Below are 18,153 nucleotides of genomic sequence, written 5' to 3' on the forward strand. Positions count from 1 at the left end.
CGCGGCCACGAGCCGCGCGTTCTTTTTGGGAAAGAGCCCACATGTCGTCGATGGATCCGTATCAGCCGCCGGCCCCGCCGTCGCCCCCTGCCATTGCCTCGGCCGAGGCAGCCGTGGTGCAGGCCGGCTTCCTGCGCCGATGGGCGGCGCTGTTTCTCGACAGCCTGATCCTCGCCTGCGCGTTCTACGCGGTGTTTTTCGTCCTGATCCTGGTGTTCGGCGTCGCGGGCGGCTTCGATGCGCTGCGCGGCATCGACACCGAGGAGCCGCCGCCGTGGATCGTGGCCGCGTACCTGGGCATGTACCTGATCTACTTCGTCATCGCCGGGCTGTACTACGCGCTGATGGAAAGCTCGGCGGCGCAGGCGAGCGTGGGCAAGATGGCGCTGGGCATCAAGGTGGTCGACCGCGACGGCCGACGCCTGTCGTTTCCGCACGCGCTCGGGCGCTGGTTTGCCGCCGCGCTCTCGTACCTCACGCTCTACATCGGCTTCCTGATGGCGGCGTTCACGCAGCGCAAGCAGGCGCTGCACGACATCGTGGCGGGCACGTACGTGGTCGACAAGTGGGCCTACACCGACACGCCCGAGCGCCAGCAGCGCGGGCTGTCGGGCTGCCTGATCGCCTTCCTCGTGGTGGTGGTGCTGTGCGGCGGCCTGGCGGTGCTGGGAATTGTCGCGGCGATCGCGCTGCCGGCCTACACCGACTACACGGCGCGGGCGCGCGTGGCCACCGCGGTGGTCGCCGCCACGCCGCTCAAGCAGCGCGTGGTGCAGGCGCTGGAAGCCACCGGCACCTGTCCGGACAACCGCAGCGAGGGCTTCGCCGCGCCGGCGGACTACGCCGGGACCGCGGTGGCGCGCATCGTCGTCGACCGCATCGACGAGTACGAGGACGGCGGCTGCGGCATCGTGGTGTGGCTGCAGCCGATCGGCGGCTCGAACGAGGAAAACAACCTCACCTTCGAATACCTGGCCGAGCAGCAGACGTGGGTCTGCACCTCGTCGCTGTCCGAGCGGCAGCTGCCGGCGGAGTGTCGCTGAGGACAGGTCCCGGCCCGGCCGGCACCGCAAATCGCTTGACAGCCGGCCCGACCCCGTGGTTTGACTGAAAAAGGAATGCCGCGGGAAATCGCTCCCGGCGGCCATGCGCGCTGTTCCGGCGCGCCTCATGGAATCGACTGCACGCAATGCCCAAGAACCTGCTCATCGTCGAATCGCCGGCCAAGGCCAAGACGATCAACAAATACCTCGGCAAGGACTTCCACGTCCTCGCCTCGTACGGCCACGTGCGCGACCTGGTGCCGAAGGAAGGCGCGGTCGATCCCGACAACGGCTTCGCGATGAAGTACGAGGTGATCGAACGCAACGAGAAACACGTCGACGCGATCGCCAAGGCCGCCAAGGGCGCCGAGCACCTCTTCCTCGCCACCGACCCGGACCGCGAAGGCGAGGCCATCAGCTGGCACATCGCCGAGATCCTGCGCGAGCGCGGCCTGCTGAAGGACCGCAGCCTGGAACGCGTAGTGTTCTCCGAGATCACGCCGCGCGCCATCAAGGAAGCGATGGCGAAGCCGCGCAGCGTGTCGGGCGACCTTGTCAACGCGCAGCAGGCGCGGCGCGCGCTCGACTACCTCGTCGGCTTCAACCTCTCGCCGGTGCTGTGGCGCAAGGTGCAGCGCGGCCTGTCCGCCGGCCGCGTGCAGAGCCCGGCGCTGCGCATGATCGTGGAGCGCGAGGAAGAGATCGAAGCCTTCGTGCCGCGCGAATACTGGACGGTGGAAGCCGCGCTCGCACATCCGAGCCAGCCGTTTTCCGCGCGCCTGCTGAAACTTGCCGGCAAGAAATTCGAACAGTTCGACCTCACCAACGCGCGCGACGCCGAAGCGGCACGCGAGCGCCTGCTGGCGCGCGCCGGCGGCAAACTCGTCGTCAGCGAGGTGGTGAGCAAGGAGCGCAAGCGGCGCCCGTCGCCACCGTTCATCACCTCGACGCTGCAGCAGGAGGCCGCGCGCAAGCTCGGCTTTTCCACCAGCCGCACGATGCGCGTGGCGCAGAAACTGTACGAAGGCGTGACCATCGGCGACGAGGGCACCGTCGGCCTGATCAGCTACATGCGTACCGACTCGACACACCTGTCGCAGGAAGCCGTGGCGGAACTGCGCCAGGCCATCGTGCGCGACTTCGGCGAACACGCGTTGCCGCCCACCGCGAACGAATACAAGACGAAATCGAAAAACGCGCAGGAAGCGCACGAAGCGATCCGCCCGACTTCGGCGCTGCGTGCGCCCAAATCTGTCGCTGCGTTCCTCGATCCGGACGGCGCGCGCCTCTACGAACTGATCTGGAAGCGCGCCATCGCCTGCCAGATGATTCCGGCCACGCTCAACACCGTTACCGTCGATCTCGCCGCGGGCCCGGACGATGCGTTCCGCGCATCGGGCACCACCGTGGTCGATCCCGGCTTCCTCGCCGTGTACGAGGAAGGCAAGGACGCGAAATCCGCGGACGACGACGACGAAGGCCGCAAGCTGCCCGCGATGCGGCAGGGCGAAGCCATCCCGCTGTCGTCCATCCTCACCGACCAGCATTTCACCGAGCCGCCGCCGCGCTTCTCCGAAGCGAGCCTGGTGAAGGCGCTGGAGGAATACGGCATCGGTCGCCCGTCGACCTACGCCAGCATCATCCAGACCCTGCTCAATCGCGAATACGTGCTGCTCGATGCGCGCCGCTTCCGCCCCACCGACGTCGGCCGCGCGGTGGCGAAGTTCCTGTCGGGCCATTTCACCCAGTACGTCGACTACGACTTCACCGCCAAGCTCGAGGACGAACTCGACGCCGTGAGCCGCGGCGAGGAAGACTGGGTGCCGCTGATGGCGCGCTTCTGGAAGCCGTTCAAGGCGCTGGTCGAGGACAAGAGCGAGTCGGTGGATCGCTCCGAGGCCACCGGCGAACGCGTGCTCGGCACCGATCCGAAATCCGGCAAGCCGATCAGCGTGCGCCTCGGCCGCTACGGACCGATGGCGCAGATCGGTACCAAGGACGACGAGGAAAAACCCACGTTCGCCAGCCTGCGCCCGACGCAGAGCATCCACACCATCACGCTCGAAGACGCGCTGCAGCTGTTCCGTCTGCCGCGCACCCTGGGCAAGGATGGCGAGGAGGACGTGACGGTCGGCGTCGGCCGCTTCGGGCCGTTCGCCAAGCGCGGTGCGACGTATGCCTCGCTCGCGAAGGAAGACGATCCGTACACGATCGAACTCGACCGCGCACTGTTCCTGATCCGGCAGAAGGAAGAGATCGCGGCCAACCGCATCATCAAGTCGTTCGACGGCTCGAAGATCCAGGTGTTGAACGGACGCTTCGGGCCGTATCTGTCCGACGGCGAGATGAACGGCAAGATCCCGAAGGATCGCGAGCCGGCGTCGATCACGCTGGCCGAGGCGCAGGAATTCATGGCCGCGACCGGCAAACCGGTGCGCAAGGGCTGGGGCAGGAAGGGCGTGGCGAAAAAGGCCCCGGCGAAGAAGGCGACCAAGGCGCCGACCGTCACCGTCGCGAAACAGGCCCCGGCAAAAAAAGCGGTGAAGAAAGCGGCCAAGAAAGCGGCGAAGAAGACGCCGGCGAAAAAAGCCGCCAAGAAGGCCGCCAAGAAGACGCCGGCGAAGAAGGCCGCGCCGCCGCGGGCATCCGCGTGAGGCGCGCTCCGGCACACCGCACACGTCTTCGCTGAGCGAAGGCGTCGCGCGCCGTCCCGACCCGTGCCTTCGATCCACACCCTCGCACCCGCCGCCGCCGCCACCGTGCTGCGCGGCGGCGGCGTGCTCGCCTATCCGACCGAATCGGTCTGGGGCCTGGGCTGCGATCCGCGCGACGCGGCGGCGGTGCATCGACTGCTGGCGATCAAGCGCCGCGATCCGGCCCAGGGGCTCATCCTCATCGCGTCGCAACGCGCGCAGCTCGACGCCTTCGTGCGCTGGGACGCGCTCGATGCCGCGCGTCTGGACGCGGTGTACGACAGCTGGCCCGGCCCCAACACCTGGCTGATGCCGTGCCCGCCGGACACGCCGACGTGGTTGCGCGGCAAACACGCGACGCTGGCGGTGCGGGTCACCGCCCACCCCGTGGCCGCGGCGCTGTGCGAGGCGTTCGGCGGTGCCCTGGTATCGACCAGCGCCAACCGCAGCGGCGCGCCGGCGCCGCGCAGCATCGATGCGCTCGATCCCGAGCTCGTGGCCGCGCTGGACGGCGTGGTGGCGGGCGACACCGGCGGCGACGCGCAACCGAGCACGATCCGCGACGCGCGCAGCGGCACCGTGCTGCGCGGCTGACCCCGGCCACCGGCCCGTCCGCGCCGCGCCGGCACGCGCGGTCACATTCGGCGCTGCGGCGCGCCTCTGGTAGCATCGCGCGCCTTCCCGGGGAGTCCGTCATGCGCAAGCTCGTTGCTGTTGTGGTCGCCGTCGCGTTGCTCGCGGCGGGCGCCTGGTGGTTCTTCGGACGCGATGGCGGCCTGCCGGGCGTCGGCGGCGGCGCTGCCACCATCGCCGCGGACGCGCCGCTCGATTTCGTGCCGGCCGACACGCCGTATGTGTTCGCCAACCTCGAACCGCTGCCGCAGGCCGAGCGCGAGCGCTGGATGGGCCAGATGGACGGCGTCGCGGCGATGTGGAAAAGCCAGATCGCGGTGATGCGGGCGCGGCTTGCCGAGCAGGACGATGCGGACGCGCAGGTGGTGTCGCGCTGGGTCGACGCGCTCGATGCGGAGTTCGCCGGCAAGTCGGTCGAACAGGTCGTGGCCTCGCTCGGCGCCAGTCTCGAAGGCCATGGCGCGTTCTACGGTGTCGGCCTGGCCCCGGTGATGCGCTCGGAACTCGCCGATCCCGACGCGCTGCGCGCCACCGTCGCGCGCATGGAGCAACGCACCGGCCACACCCTCGCCACCGCCAGCATCGACGGCATCGGCTACTGGTACGTGGCGCTGCCCGGAACGACGCTGCGCGCGATCTTCGCCATCCAGGACCGGCATCTGGTGATCACCGTCGGGCCCGGCGCCGACGACGCCGCGCTGCGCACCCTGCTCGGCATCGAGCGCCCCGCGCGTTCGCTGCGCGACAGCGGCGCGCTGCAGGCGCTCAACGCGACGTTCGGTTACCTGCCGGTGGGCGGCGGCTATGTCGACACCGCGCGCATCGCCGACCTGCTCACGTCGCCGGCAACGCCGCTCGAGACCGCGCTGCTGGCCGCGATCGATGTCGAAAAACCCGCGGTCGACGCCGCGTGCAGGAGCGAGGCGGCGCTGCTGGCGACGCTGGTGCCGCGCCTGAGCGCCGGCTACACGCGCATCGCCGACGGCCACATGGACATGGCCACGCGCATCGAAACGCTGCCGAAGATCGCCGCGGACCTGCAGACGCTGCGCACGCCGATGCCCGGGCCGCGCATGGCCGACGATGCCCTGTTCGATTTTGGCATCGGTCTGAAGGTCGGCGCACTCCCGGCCGTGCTCAACGCCTGGGCCGACGCCGCGCAGGCGCAGACCTTCGCGTGCCCGCAGTTGGCCGACCTCAACGCGACCGCCACGCAGCTGCGCAGCGGATCGAGCAATGCCGCCATCTACACCGTCGCACCGGTCTTCAGCGCGATGCGCCTGATGCTGACCCGCGTCGACCTCGACAGCATGAAGGCGGGCACGCCGGATGCGTCGGGCAAGATCCTGATCGCGTCCGGCAACCCGGCCGCGCTGCTGTCGATGGCGAAGAACTTCGCGCCGGAAATCGCCAGCATCGACCTCAAGCCCGACGGCAAGGTGGTCGCGATCCCGACCCTCGCCGCCAATCCGCTTCCGCTGCCGGTGTTCGCCGCGATGAGCCCGCAGGTGCTGGCGCTGGGCGTGGGCGCGGACCAGCAGGCCATGCTCGGCGCCGATCTGGCGCTCGATCCCGCCTTCCAGCCGCTGCTGGTCTACGGCATCGACGGCACCGCGTACGCGGACTTCATGCGGTTCGGAATGGCGCAGGCCGCGGCCGCCGCCACCACCGATGCCGAACGCAAGGAAGCCGAGGACATGGGCGCGATGATGCACCAGCTCTACAGCACGTGGGTCAAGCGGATCGACGTGACGGTGGACGTGGATGCCCACGGCGTGGTGATCGAACAGCGCATGCGGATGCCCTGAGGCGGGCCGTACCGAACCGGTCCGGCGCGGTCCCGGGCCCGACGGCGCGTTCAGCCCGGCGCAAACACGCCTTCGAGCTCCACCAGCAGCTCGCGCCGGCAGACATCACCCTGCAGGAACCACACCTGCGACAGCGGCAGGCGCGCCGCCAGCGCGGCCTGCACCGCGGCCAGGTCGGCGGCGTCGCGCAGATACACACGCAGCGCCTCGTGGCGCGTCAGCGCGAAGTCGAGGCCGCTGCGGCGGCTGCCTTCCTGCAGCAGCACGTCGAGGTTCGCCAGCGATTCGCGCGCCTGCGCCGCCGCGTCGCCGACGTGCTGCGACACATGCCCCACGATGCTGGCCGTGCCCGAGGCCAGCAGCCGCGTCTGCGCGCCGACGCCCACGAGCGCGCCACGCGAGAATCCCGGCGGCACCGGGCCGTAGTCGCGCGGATAGCGCCAGGCCGGGGTCTGGCGCGGGTTCTCCAGCGCCAGCGGCGGTGTCGTCGCGCACAGCGCCACCACCTGCACCACGCCGGACGCGAGCGTATTGCCGATGGCCGTCGCGGCCGGCGGCGGATCGTTGAACATCGCGTCGACGGCCGCGGCGCGGCCGACGCAGAAGCGGCGGTAGCGCTCCTCGTCGCCACTGCCGGCGTTGATGGCGTCGAGATAGTTCCACACCCGCACCATGTACGGATGCGAGGACGGGCGCACCTGCGCGAGCAGGCGGCGGTAGGCCTCGGCAGCGGCGGCCTCGATGTCGCCGTCGGCTTCGCGCACCTCGATCGATACCACGCGCAGCGCCGCGTCGGTGCCGGTGTCGAACCAGGCCTCGGGACCGGTCGGCCCGGCCAGCGGCGTGCAGTACAGGGTCACCTGCGGCAGCGTGGCCATCTCGCCTGCCGTGCCGAAACGCAGCAGCGCCGCTGCGTCGCCGGAGTGCCGCACCTGCAGCGCACTCACGCGGACGATCGCAGGACTGGGTGGCGCAAACGCGGCATCGGCACACTCGGCGGGCAAGCGCGCGAGTATAGAAAGCGCGCCACGGCGCGGCAACGCACGGGCGCCGCGGCATGGGAAAATGCGTCACCGCCGCCGCAACCCCGGATCGCCATGCCCGACATCACCGCCGTCGCCACCTACCTGCGTGCGCTCCAGGATCGCATCTGCGGCGGCATCGAAGGGATCGACGGCGCGCGCTTCGCGCAGGACGCCTGGACCCGCGCCGAAGGCGGTGGCGGGCGCTCGCGCGTGCTCAAGGGCGGCGGTGTGTTCGAACAGGCCGGCATCGGCTTTTCCGAGGTGCACGGCGCCACGCTGCCGCCGTCGGCCACGGCGCACCGCCCCGAGCTCGCGGGTGCGCCGTGGCAGGCGCTGGGCGTCTCGCTGGTGTTCCATCCGCACAACCCGTACGTGCCGACCACGCACATGAACGTGCGTTACTTCGAAGCGCGGCCGGCCGGGCGCGATCCGATCTGGTGGTTCGGCGGCGGCTACGACCTCACCCCGTTCTATCCGGTCGACGAGGACATCGTGCACTGGCACCGCACCGCCCAGCGCGCCGCGCTCGCGTACGGCGAGGACGTCTACCCGCGACACAAGCGCTGGTGCGACGAATACTTCTTCCTGAAGCACCGCAACGAGACCCGCGGCGTCGGCGGCGTGTTCTTCGACGATCTCAACGCCGGCGGCTTCGAGCGCTGCTTTGCCTACACCCGCGCCATCGGCGACAGCTTCCTCGACGCCTACCTGCCGATCGTCGAACGCCGCCGCGATACACCCTTCGGCGAACGCGAGCGCGAGTTCCAGCTCTACCGCCGCGGCCGCTACGTGGAGTTCAACCTGGTCTGGGACCGCGGCACGCTGTTCGGCCTGCAGTCGGGCGGCCGCACCGAATCGATCCTCATGAGTCTGCCGCCGCGCGTACGCTTCGAATACGGCTACGTGCCCGAGCCCGGCAGCGCCGAAGCGCGCCTCGCCGACTATCTGCAACCGCGCGACTGGCTGGGCGCCGGTTAGGCACGCAGCGTCTGCGATGCAGCGTCGACGCACCGCCCGCGAAAGCGACGCGTTCGCCGAAAACACACGCGCAAAAAAAAGCTCCGCAGGTTAGGGGGAACCTGCGGAGCCGGGCTGGAAGCGGGCTTGGGGAGAGCCGGGTTCCAGCGGATCCAGGTCCCGAGGGGGGCGGGAATCTGGATCACGGGTGGCGTTGCGTCCACCGTGGTTACAGACTACGCATCCGGAATGAAGGTTCCCTGAAAGAAACCGTTTCCACACGGTAAAGTTCAGTGCGCATTCATCCCGAAAACGCGGTCGGCAGGTGCGTGCCCTGCCATTGGTCACGGACGCGAATCGGGGCCGGAACGTCGCACGCGATCGCGTGTGCGCGCCGAACCGAAGGGGCGTGATGGGCCGCGCATGTGTTGCCGCGTCGAGGCACGCGGAACGCGCCGCGCCGCGTGTCAGTGCGCCTCGTCCCAGTTGTTGCCGATGCCCGCATCCACCACCAGCGGCACGCGCAGATCGGCGGCGGCGGTCATGCGCGATTTCGCCGCGTCCACCAGCGTATCGGCGAAGTCGGCATCGACTTCGAATACCAGTTCGTCGTGCACCTGCATGATCATCAGCGCGCGCGATGCGTGCGGCACCAGCCAGTCGTGCAGCGAGCGCATCGCACGCTTGATGATGTCGGCGGCGGTGCCCTGCATCGGCGCGTTGATCGCAGCGCGTTCGGCACCGGCACGCTGGCCCTGGTTGCGCGAGTTGATCTCGTTCAAATAAAGCCGGCGGCCGAACACGGTTTCGACATAGCCCTGCTCGCGCGCCTGCTGCCGCGCGCGCTCCATGAACGCGTGCACGCCCGGGTAACGCGAGAAGTACAGCGCGATGTAGTCCTGCGCCTCGCCGCGGCCGATGCCGAGCTGGCGCGCGAGGCCGAATGCGCCCATGCCGTACATGAGGCCGAAGTTGATCGCTTTTGCCGCACGGCGCTGGTTGGTGTCGACCTGGTCGAGCGGCGTCGCAAACACTTCCGCCGCCGTGGCTCGATGAATGTCCTGGCCGCTTTCGAAGGCGCCGATCAGGCTCGGGTCTTCCGACAGGTGCGCCATGATGCGCAGCTCGATCTGCGAGTAGTCGCACGCCACGATGCGGCGGCCCGCGGGCGCGACGAAGGCCTGCCGGATGCGACGGCCGTCCTCGGTGCGGATCGGGATGTTCTGCAGGTTCGGATCGCTCGACGACAGGCGCCCGGTCGCGGCGCCGGCCTGGTGGTAGCTCGTGTGCACGCGGCCGGTGAGCGGGTGGATCATGTCCGGCAGCTTGTCGGTGTAGGTGCCGCGCAGCTTGGCGAGGCTGCGGTGGTCGAGGATCAGGCGCGGCAGTTCGTGCTGGTCGGCGATGGCTTCGAGCGCTTCCTCGTTGGTGCTCGGACCACCGGACGGGGTCTTCACCAGCACCGGCAGCTTGAGCTCGTCGAACAGCAGCGCGCCGAGCTGCTTGGGCGAGTCGAGGTTGAAGTTGCGCCCGGCGAGCGCGAACGCGCGCTGCTGCAACGCCAGCATGCGTGCGCTCAGGTCGCTGCTCTGGCGGCGCAGTTCGGCCGCGTCGATCAGCACGCCGTTGGCTTCGATCGTGGCCAGCACCTCCACCAGCGGCATCTCGATGCCGCGGTAGACGCGTTCGAGCGACGGCTCCGCGGTCACCTTCGCGTGCAATACGCGGTGCAGCCGCAGCGTGATGTCGGCATCCTCGGCGGCATAGGCCGTGGCGCGTTCCAGATCCACCTGCGCAAATGGAATCTGCTTGGCGCCCTTGCCGCAGACATCCTCGTAACGGAGCGTGCTGTAACCGAGGTACCGCGCCGCGAGCGAATCCATGTCGTGGCGCGTGGCGGTGGAGTTGAGCACGAAGCTCTCGAGCATCGAGTCCTCGGCATAACCTGCCAGCGCGATGCCGTGCCGGCGCAGCACGTGCATGTCGTACTTGCCGTGCTGGCCGAGCTTGGGTCGCGACGGGTCCTCCAGCAGCGGCTTGAGCGCGGCCAGCACGGTGTCCGGGGACAACTGCGCGGGCGCGCCGGCATAGTCGTGCGCGAGCGGCACGTAGGCCGCGCGTCCGGGTTCCACCGCGAAACTCAAGCCGACGAGGTTGGCGCGCATCGGATCGAGCGCATCGGTCTCGCAATCGAACGCGATCAGCTCGGCCGCCTGCAGGCGCGCGATCCACGCATCCAGTTGCGCGGTGTCGAGCACGGTCTCGTATTCGCCCCTGGCGGCGAGCGCCGGATCGAGTGTTTCGGTCGGCGCCGGCGCGGCCACGTAGCCGGTGCCGCGCGCACGGCCGGGTTCCTTTTCCTTCGGGGCGGGCACGTCGCCGCCGCCGCCAAGGTCGCGCAGCGCTTGGTTGAAGCCGTAGCGCGCGTACAGCGTGCGCAAGCTGTCGACATCCGGGTCGCGCAGGCGCAGCTGCTCGGGCGTGCTGTCGAGCTCCACGTCGGTCTTGATCGTGACCAGTTGCCGGTTCAGCGGAAGCCGGTCGAGCGCCGCGCGCAGGTTGTCGCCGATCTTGCCGCCCACCTTCGCCGCGTTTTCGATCACCGCGTCGAGCGAGCCGTATTCGCCGAGCCACTTGGCCGCGGTTTTCGGCCCGCACTTCTCGACCCCGGGAATGTTGTCGATGCTGTCGCCCATCAGCGCCAGCAGATCGACGATGCGCTCGGGCCGCACGCCGAATTTTTCCAGCACGCGGTCCGCGTCGAGCACGCTGCCGGACATGGTGTTGACCAGGGTCACGCCCGGCCGCACCAGCTGCGCGAAATCCTTGTCGCCGGTGGAAATGGTGACGTCGATGCCGCGCGACGCCGCGTCGAGCGCCAGCGTGCCGATCACGTCGTCCGCCTCCACGCCGAAGATGCGCAGGATCGGCATGCCGAGCGCCTCGACGATGGTCAGCATCGGGTCGACCTGGGCGCGCAGGTCGTCCGGCATCGCGGCGCGGTTGGCCTTGTAGTCGGGGTACAGGTCGTCGCGGAAGGTCCTGCCCGGCGCATCGACCACGAAGGCGACGTACTCGGGTTTTTCCTTCAGCGTGGCGCGCAGCATGTTGACCACGCCGAACAGCGCGCCGGTGGGCTCGCCGGCCGCGTTTGACAGCGGCGGCAGCGCGTGGAAGGCCCGGTACAGGTAGGACGAGCCGTCGATCAGGACCAGTCGAGTCATCGCGACAGTCTAGTGCCAACCGCGGCGATGTGATCCCGACCGCCCGCGCTCAGCGGTGCGCCAGCTGCACGAACGGCCGCTCCACGACGCGGTACGACAGCCACGACACCGCCAGCACCACCGGCACCAGCCACAGCGCCAGCCGCCCCAGCCCGGCGGCCGGCGGCCAGTGCACGAAGCCGGTGTCGTGCGCCACCTGGAACACCACCGCATGCCACAGGTAGAGGCTGTAGCTGATGGCGCCGAGGAATCCGATCACGCGCCCGCCGAACAGCCGCTGCGCCAGCGGCGCGCCGGCCGCCGCGCCGAACACCACGCACGCCAGCGCCGCGCCGGTGAGCGTGTGGTGCCAGAACAGCAGCGGCACGCGCCCGCGTTCGATCACGCTGCCGTTGAGGTGCAGGTCCAGCACCATCGCGAACATCGCCAGCAGCCCGAGCAACAACGCCGGCGTGGCGAAACGCACCCCGCGCGCACCCAGCCGCAGCAACGCCCACGCCGCGAGCAGGCCGGCAAGGAACTGGTCGATGCGTCCGACGATCTGGTTGATCATGCCGGCGCCGTAGACCTCGGTGGGAATGCCGAAGATCAGCACGCCACTGAACAGGCTCTCGTACGCCGCGAGGCGAAACGCCGCCACCCACAGCAGCACCGCCATCACCACCAGCCATGCCCGCGCACGCGCCAGCACCCACGCCAGCAGCGGCAGCAACAGGTAGAAGTTCCACTCCACCGGCAAGGTCCACCACACCCCGTTGAGCAGCCCACCCATTGCCGGGTGCAGCCAGAACTGCATGCTCAGATAGGCCAGCAGTTGCAGCCCGTCGACGGGCCACACGCCGTCGGCGAAGCGTGCCGCCACCAGCAGGATCGCAAGTTGCACGTAGAACGCCGGCAGCACGCGCAGCGCGCGGCGCCAGATGTAGGTGCGCAGGTCCGGAAACCCGCCGAACCCGTCGATCCAGCGCAGGAACGGCCGCGCCAGCAGGAATCCGGACAGCACGAAGAACAGGTCCACGCCCAGATAGCCGGTGGCGAACGGCGCCGTCACGTCGATGCCGGCCACCTGCAGCACCGGCGCCCCGGCCAGCAGCCACAGATGCAGCAGCATCACCCACACCGCCGCCAGTCCACGCAGGCCGGTCAGTGTCGCGACATGATCGGCATTCGGCGCGCTGGACATCGCGGCGTTATAGCAGAGTGGCGCGGTGCACCGGCGCGTGGACGGGCGCCTGCTGGCACAATCGCGCCTACGGCCACGGCGGCAGCCCGCCGCCCCCATCGCAACCGGACCCCGCGCGTGAACCCACTGCTCGAACTCAACCTCGGCTTCGTCCTGCTGCTGCCGTGGTATCTGATCCTGACCGCGCTGTTCCTGCTGTTTCCGCGGGGCCCGCGCGCGGCGCGCGTGCGCCTGTTCGAACTTGCGAGCGTGGCGGTTGCGATCGGCGCCTCGGTGGCGGGCGGCATCTGGGGATTCCGCCACGCCGACCTTGCTGCCGGCGCGATCTGGAAACAGGTGCTCGCGAGCCTGATCGGCTACGGCGTGTTCCTGCTGGTGCTGGGTCTGGCGGTGGGATTGCGTCGCAGATTGCTGGCACGCCGCTGAGCGACGACGGCCCGCGCTCCCGTGGCGCCGCAACCCGTCCATGCCGGATGCGGCCGCAGGCGCGCAGGCGTGGCGGCACCGGCACCCGGGCACGCGATGCCGTCGCCGGCGCATTTCCGTTAAGCTCGCGCGCCGAATTCGACCCCGGACCTCCGTGTCGCTGCCCGCCCTGCCCACCGCCGGCCTCCTGCTGCTGCGCAACGCCGACGTGTTCGCGCCCGAGGCGCTGGGCCGGCGCGATGTACTGCTCGGCGGCGGCAAGGTGCTGTGGCTCGGCGCGCCGGGCGAGGCGCCGGTGTCCGATGCGGTCGAACGCATCGATCTGGCCGGGCGGCGCCTGATTCCCGGCCTGATCGACGGTCACGTGCACGTGACCGGCGGCGGCGGCGAAGCCGGGTTCCGCACCCGCGTGCCGCCGATGAAACTCTCGCAGTTCACCACCGCCGGGGTCACCACCGTGGTCGGCCTGCTCGGCACCGACGATGTGGCGCGCAGCACGCGCGATCTGGTCGCCACGCTGTCCGCGCTGCGCGAGGAGGGCCTGAGCGCGTACGGCCACACCGGCGGCTACCACCTGCCGCCGGCCACGCTCACCGGCAGCGTGCGCGGCGATATCGTCTTCGTCGATGCGTTGATCGGCGTCGGCGAAGTGGCATTGAGCGATCACCGCTCCAGCCAGCCGACGCTCGACGAACTGCTGCGCCTGGCTTCCGACGCACACGTGGCCGGCATGATGACCGGCAAGGCCGGCATCGTGCACCTGCACCTGGGCGACGGCGCGCGCGGACTCGATCTGGTCACGCGTGCGCTCGATGCCAGCGAGCTGCCGCCGCGCGTGTTCCAGCCCACGCATGTCAACCGCAGACGCGCGCTGTTCGACGAAGCGCTGGTGCTGGCCAACCGTGGCTGCAGCGTCGACATCACCGCGTTTCCGGTGGCCGACGGCGAGGATGCGTGGAGCGCGGCGGACGCACTCGTGCGCTACCTCGACAGCGGTGCGCCGCCCGATCGGGTGACCATCAGTTCCGACGCCGGCGGCTGCCTGCCGTGCTTCGATGCCCAAGGCCACGTCTGCGGCATGGACGTCGGCCAGTCCGGGGCCTTGCTGGCCACGCTCGCCGACCTGCTCGCCGCGGGCGTGCCGCTCGAGCGCGCGCTGCCGGCCTTCACCCGCAACGTCGCCGACCTGCTGCGCCTGCCGCGCAAGGGGCGCATCGCGCCCGGCGCCGATGCCGACCTCGTCGCGCTCGACGCGGCCCACGCCGCGTCGCTGGTGATCGCGCGCGGCCGCGTGCACGTGCGCGACGGCCGCGCCGTGCTGCGCGGAACCTTCGAACAATGACGGCCGCGCGGCGCACCCGCACCGCGGCCGCCAACAGGCTGTGCCAGGAGTAGACGATGTGCCCGAGCAAGGTTGCCGACGGCGACGAACGCGGCTGGATCGTGCCGATCGGCGGCGCCGAGGAAAAGGAAGACGATCCGGCCATCCTCAAGCGCTTCGTGCGTTTGTGCGGCGGCAGCGACGCCGACATCGTCGTCATTCCCACCGCCAGCCGCATGGAGGACACCGGCGCGCGCTACGAGCGCATCTTCGAGGAGATCGGCGTCAAGCGCGCCAAGGCTCTGAACTTCGCCACGCGCGAGGACGGCAGCACGCCGCGCTGGCTCGAACGCATCGAGCGCGCGAGCGGCGTGTTCTTCACCGGCGGCGACCAGCTGCGCCTGTCGACCATCCTCGGCGGCACGCCCGCGGCGAAGATGATCCGCGTGCGCAACGCGGCCGGCATGACCGTCGGCGGCACCAGCGCGGGCGCCAGCATCCTGTCCGAGCACATGATCGCGTTCGGCTCCGAAGGCAGTTCGCCGCGTGCCGACAGCGTGCGCCTCGCGCCCGGGCTGGGACTCACCAACCGCTTCATCATCGACCAGCATTTCCGCCAGCGCGACCGCCTCGGCCGCCTGGTGGCGGCGCTGGCGTTCAATCCGTTTTCGGTCGGCATCGGCCTGGACGAGGACACGGCGGCGTTCATCTCGCCGGACAACGTGCTCGAAGTGGAAGGCAGCGGCGCGGTCACCGTCGTGGACGCCGACGCCGCCGAATTCTCTTCGATGGCGCAGGCGGACGAGAATGAACCGGTGTGCCTGATCGGGCTGAAGGTGCATTTCCTGATCCACGGCGCGACGTTCGACCTCAAGACGCGCAAGGCGTCGGCGGGGGCACTGGCGAAGGGGTAGGCCCGGCCCGCGTCTCCGGCAGACGCGTTCGGCCCGTGCCATCGAGCGCTCGGGCGCTGCCACCGGTTGATTTCCGGCGCATGACCGGAGAAGGTGCAGGTTCGCCTTCCTCCGCCAGCCACCCCGGGACCCGCATGCGCATTCTCGAACGCTCCGTCTACGTCGGCCCGTCGCTGTACGCCCACTTTCCGGTGATCCGGCTGGAGCTAGACCTCGGCGCGCTCGAAGCGTGGCCGACGGCGAAACTCGGCGCCGGCTTCATCGACGGTCTCGTCGCCGCGCTGCCCGGCCTGGCCGAACATGGCTGTTCGTACCGTGAACCCGGCGGCTTCATCCGCCGCATGCGCGAAGGCGACGGCACCTGGCTCGGGCATGTGCTCGAACACGTCGCGATCGAGCTGCAGAACGTCGCCGGCGAGGACGTCACCTTCGGCAAGACGCGCAGCATCGACGGCAGGCCCGGCGTCTACAGCGTGGTCTACGAATACGCCCAGCGCGAGGAAGGCATCGCCGCCGGGGAACTCGCACTGAAGCTGCTCACCTCGCTGCTGCCGAAGGAGCTGCAGCACGGTGACGCGCCCGACTTCGACTGGAATCAGGCGCGCGACGAGTTCATCCGCTACGCCCAGCGCCGCGCACTCGGTCCGTCGACCGCGTCGATCGTGCACGCCGCGGAAGCGCGCGGCATTCCGTGGCTGCGCCTCAACGACCAGTCCCTCGTGCAACTGGGCCACGGCAAGTACCAGCAACGCATCCAGGCCACGGTGACCGGAAAAACCTCGCACATCGCGGTGGAACTGGCCAGCGACAAGGAGGAAACCAACAAGATCCTCGGCTCGCTCGGCCTGCCGGTGCCGCGCCAGGAGCTGGTGCAGACCGAAGGCCAGGCGCTGCGCGCCGCGCAGCGGCTCGGCGGGCTCGTGGTGACCAAGCCGTACAACGGCAACCACGGCCGCGGCATCACCATCGGCATCTCGAGCGAAGAAGACATCCGCGCCGGCTTCCACGCCGCGAAGGAACATTCGCGCTCGGTCATCGTGGAAACCTATGTCGCCGGCGACGACCACCGCCTGCTTGTCGTGGCCGGCGAACTCGTCGCCGCGACACGCCGCACGCCGGGCCACGTAGTCGGCGACGGCGTCAGCACGGTCGCGCAGCTGGTCGACATCGTGAACCAGGATCCGCGCCGCGGCGTCGGCCACGAGAAGGTGCTGACGCGGCTGGTGCTCGACGCGCAGGCCGACATGATGCTCGCGCGGCTCGACATGACGGCCGACTCGGTGCCGCTCGCGGGCCAGATCGTGCCGCTGCGCTCCACCGCCAACCTCTCCACCGGCGGCACCGCCACCGACGTCACCGACATCATCCATCCCGACAACCGCGACATGGCCGTGCGCGCGATCCGCGCGATCGGCCTCGATGTCGGCGGCGTCGATTTCATCTCGCCGAACATCGCCGAGAGCTACAAGACCGTCGGCGGGGGCATCTGCGAGGTGAACGCCGCGCCCGGCTTCCGCATGCACGTGGCGCCGAGCGAAGGCACGCCGCGCGACGCGGCCGGTCCGGTGGTCGATCTGCTGTTCCCGCCCGGCACGCCCTCGCGCGTGCCGATCGCGGCCGTCACCGGCACCAACGGCAAGACCACGACGGCGCGCATGCTCGCGCACATCACCAAGATGGCCGGCTACACGCCCGGCCTCACCACCACCGACGGCGTCTACATCGACGGCCAGCGCACCGTCGAAGGCGACATGACCGGCCCGGTGTCCGCGCGCATGGTGCTGGCCGATCCGCAGATCGACATCGCCGTGCTGGAGACCGCGCGCGGCGGCCTGCTGCGCGCGGGCATGGGCGTGCCGAGCGTCAACGTCGGCGCGGTGCTGAACGTGCAGTCGGACCACCTGGGCATCAAGGGCATCGACACGCTGGAGCAACTGGCCGAGGTGAAACGCATCGTCGTTGAGGTGGCGACCGACTGCGCCGTGCTCAACGCCGACGATCCGAACGTGCTGAAGATGTCGGCCTACACCGAGGCCAAGACCCTCTGCTACGTGACGATGAATCCGTCGCACGGCCTGGTGCGCGAGCACATCCGCGCCGGGGGCCGTGCGTGTGCGCTGGAGGCAGGCGTCAACGGCCAGATGATCACGCTGTACGACAAGGGATCGCACATCCCGCTGCTGTGGACCCATCTGATCCCGGCCACGCTCGAGGGCCGCGCCCTGCACAACGTGCAGAACGCGATGGTGGCCGCGGCGATGGCGTTTTCGCTCGGCATCAAGCTCGACGCGATCCGCCAGGGCCTGCGCACCTTCGACACCACGTTCTTCCAGGCGCCCGGCCGCATGAATGTGTTCGACCAGCACCCGTTCAAGGTGCTGTTCGACTACGGCCACAACGCACACGCGGTCGGCGTGATGGCCGACCTCGCGCAGCGGCTCGACGTGAGCGGACGCCGCATCGTCGTCGTGGCCGGCCCCGGCGACCGGCGCGACGAGGATCTGCGCGCCATCGCCGATGCGGTGGCGAATCGCTTCGACCACTACATCTGCCGCCGCGACGACAACACCCGCGGCCGCGACGGCGATGCCGTGCCCGGCATCATCGCCAAGGCGCTGCGTGCGGCCGGCGTGGCGGAGGACGCGATCCAGATCATCCCCGACGAGCAGCTGGCCATCGACACCGCCCTGCGCATGAGCCGCGCCGGCGACCTGCTGCTGGTGTTCGCCGACGCGCTGACGCGTTCGTGGAAGCAGATCATCAAGTTCCGGCCCGAAGGCGCCCCGGCACCGACGCCGGCGGCGGCAACGGCCGCGGCGCTGCCGATGTCGACGCCCGAGCAGGAGGAAGCCCTGCACGCCGCCCTCGACGGCATGATCCGCGACGAACGCGGCATCCGTTTCGCGCGCGAGAGCGACGACTGACG

12 protein-coding genes are annotated in these 18,153 nt (G+C 69.9%); 9 read left to right on the top strand and 3 right to left on the bottom strand.

The window, feature by feature from the left end; genetic code table 11:
• Positions 1 to 41: 41 nt before the first annotated feature.
• The 4 genes from HNQ52_RS17375 (at position 42) to HNQ52_RS05090 (ending at position 6,177) form a co-directional block, all read left to right on the top strand.
• A complete protein-coding gene (locus HNQ52_RS17375) occupies positions 42 to 1,043 on the top strand; it encodes an RDD family protein (RefSeq protein ID WP_183960042.1) in 1,002 nt (333 codons plus the stop codon).
• Between the two features lie 146 nt (positions 1,044 to 1,189).
• On the top strand, positions 1,190 to 3,697 hold the full coding sequence (locus tag HNQ52_RS05080) for a DNA topoisomerase I (RefSeq protein WP_183960043.1): 2,508 nt from the start codon (positions 1,190 to 1,192) through the stop codon (positions 3,695 to 3,697).
• Positions 3,698 to 3,769: 72 nt separating this feature from the next.
• Entirely contained in the window at positions 3,770 to 4,330 is a 561-nt protein-coding gene (tsaC, locus tag HNQ52_RS05085; protein ID WP_183960698.1) for an L-threonylcarbamoyladenylate synthase type 1 TsaC, read from the top strand.
• A 101-nt stretch (positions 4,331 to 4,431) separates the two neighbouring features.
• Positions 4,432 to 6,177 (top strand): hypothetical protein, encoded by a 1,746-nt coding sequence (locus tag HNQ52_RS05090; RefSeq protein WP_183960044.1) that lies wholly within the window; start codon positions 4,432 to 4,434, stop codon positions 6,175 to 6,177.
• 50 nt (positions 6,178 to 6,227) lie between these two features.
• Here HNQ52_RS05090 and HNQ52_RS05095 read toward each other — a convergent pair whose 3' ends face one another.
• Entirely contained in the window at positions 6,228 to 7,124 is an 897-nt protein-coding gene (locus HNQ52_RS05095; RefSeq protein WP_183960045.1) for a chorismate transformation FkbO/Hyg5 family protein, read from the bottom strand.
• A 150-nt stretch (positions 7,125 to 7,274) separates the two neighbouring features.
• Here HNQ52_RS05095 and hemF point away from each other — a divergent pair, with 150 nt between their 5' ends.
• Positions 7,275 to 8,180, top strand: a complete 906-nt coding sequence (hemF, locus tag HNQ52_RS05100; RefSeq protein ID WP_183960046.1) for an oxygen-dependent coproporphyrinogen oxidase — start codon at positions 7,275 to 7,277, stop codon at positions 8,178 to 8,180.
• 446 nt (positions 8,181 to 8,626) lie between these two features.
• Here hemF and polA read toward each other — a convergent pair whose 3' ends face one another.
• On the bottom strand, positions 8,627 to 11,383 hold the full coding sequence (gene polA / locus HNQ52_RS05105) for a DNA polymerase I (RefSeq protein WP_183960047.1): 2,757 nt from the start codon (positions 11,381 to 11,383) through the stop codon (positions 8,627 to 8,629).
• A gap of 49 nt (positions 11,384 to 11,432) precedes the next feature.
• On the bottom strand, positions 11,433 to 12,566 hold the full coding sequence (locus tag HNQ52_RS05110) for an acyltransferase family protein (protein WP_183960048.1): 1,134 nt from the start codon (positions 12,564 to 12,566) through the stop codon (positions 11,433 to 11,435).
• Between the two features lie 117 nt (positions 12,567 to 12,683).
• On the opposite strand from HNQ52_RS05110, the gene HNQ52_RS05115 reads away from it, so the two are divergent.
• From HNQ52_RS05115 to cphA, 4 genes are all read left to right on the top strand, one after another.
• A complete protein-coding gene (locus HNQ52_RS05115; protein WP_183960049.1) occupies positions 12,684 to 12,992 on the top strand; it encodes a hypothetical protein in 309 nt (102 codons plus the stop codon).
• Positions 12,993 to 13,146: 154 nt separating this feature from the next.
• Positions 13,147 to 14,334 (top strand): beta-aspartyl-peptidase, encoded by a 1,188-nt coding sequence (gene iadA, locus HNQ52_RS05120; protein ID WP_221281951.1) that lies wholly within the window; start codon positions 13,147 to 13,149, stop codon positions 14,332 to 14,334.
• Positions 14,335 to 14,390: 56 nt separating this feature from the next.
• Positions 14,391 to 15,227, top strand: a complete 837-nt coding sequence (locus HNQ52_RS05125; protein ID WP_183960051.1) for a cyanophycinase — start codon at positions 14,391 to 14,393, stop codon at positions 15,225 to 15,227.
• A 134-nt stretch (positions 15,228 to 15,361) separates the two neighbouring features.
• Complete coding sequence (gene cphA / locus HNQ52_RS05130) at positions 15,362 to 18,151, top strand: cyanophycin synthetase (protein WP_183960052.1); 2,790 nt, start codon at positions 15,362 to 15,364, stop codon at positions 18,149 to 18,151.
• The last annotated feature ends 2 nt before the right edge of the window (positions 18,152 to 18,153 follow it).

Source organism: Chiayiivirga flava, assembly GCF_014202825.1.
Taxonomy (GTDB): domain Bacteria; phylum Pseudomonadota; class Gammaproteobacteria; order Xanthomonadales; family Xanthomonadaceae; genus Chiayiivirga; species Chiayiivirga flava.

Coding starts and splice junctions, on each gene's coding strand:
- HNQ52_RS17375 (WP_183960042.1), top strand. CDS start 42: ATGTCGTCGATGGATCCGTATCAGCCGCCGGCCCCGCCGTCGCCCCCT.
- HNQ52_RS05080 (WP_183960043.1), top strand. CDS start 1,190: ATGCCCAAGAACCTGCTCATCGTCGAATCGCCGGCCAAGGCCAAGACG.
- HNQ52_RS05090 (WP_183960044.1), top strand. CDS start 4,432: ATGCGCAAGCTCGTTGCTGTTGTGGTCGCCGTCGCGTTGCTCGCGGCG.
- hemF (WP_183960046.1), top strand. CDS start 7,275: ATGCCCGACATCACCGCCGTCGCCACCTACCTGCGTGCGCTCCAGGAT.
- polA (WP_183960047.1), bottom strand. CDS start 11,383: ATGACTCGACTGGTCCTGATCGACGGCTCGTCCTACCTGTACCGGGCC.
- HNQ52_RS05110 (WP_183960048.1), bottom strand. CDS start 12,566: ATGTCCAGCGCGCCGAATGCCGATCATGTCGCGACACTGACCGGCCTG.
- HNQ52_RS05125 (WP_183960051.1), top strand. CDS start 14,391: ATGTGCCCGAGCAAGGTTGCCGACGGCGACGAACGCGGCTGGATCGTG.
- cphA (WP_183960052.1), top strand. CDS start 15,362: ATGCGCATTCTCGAACGCTCCGTCTACGTCGGCCCGTCGCTGTACGCC.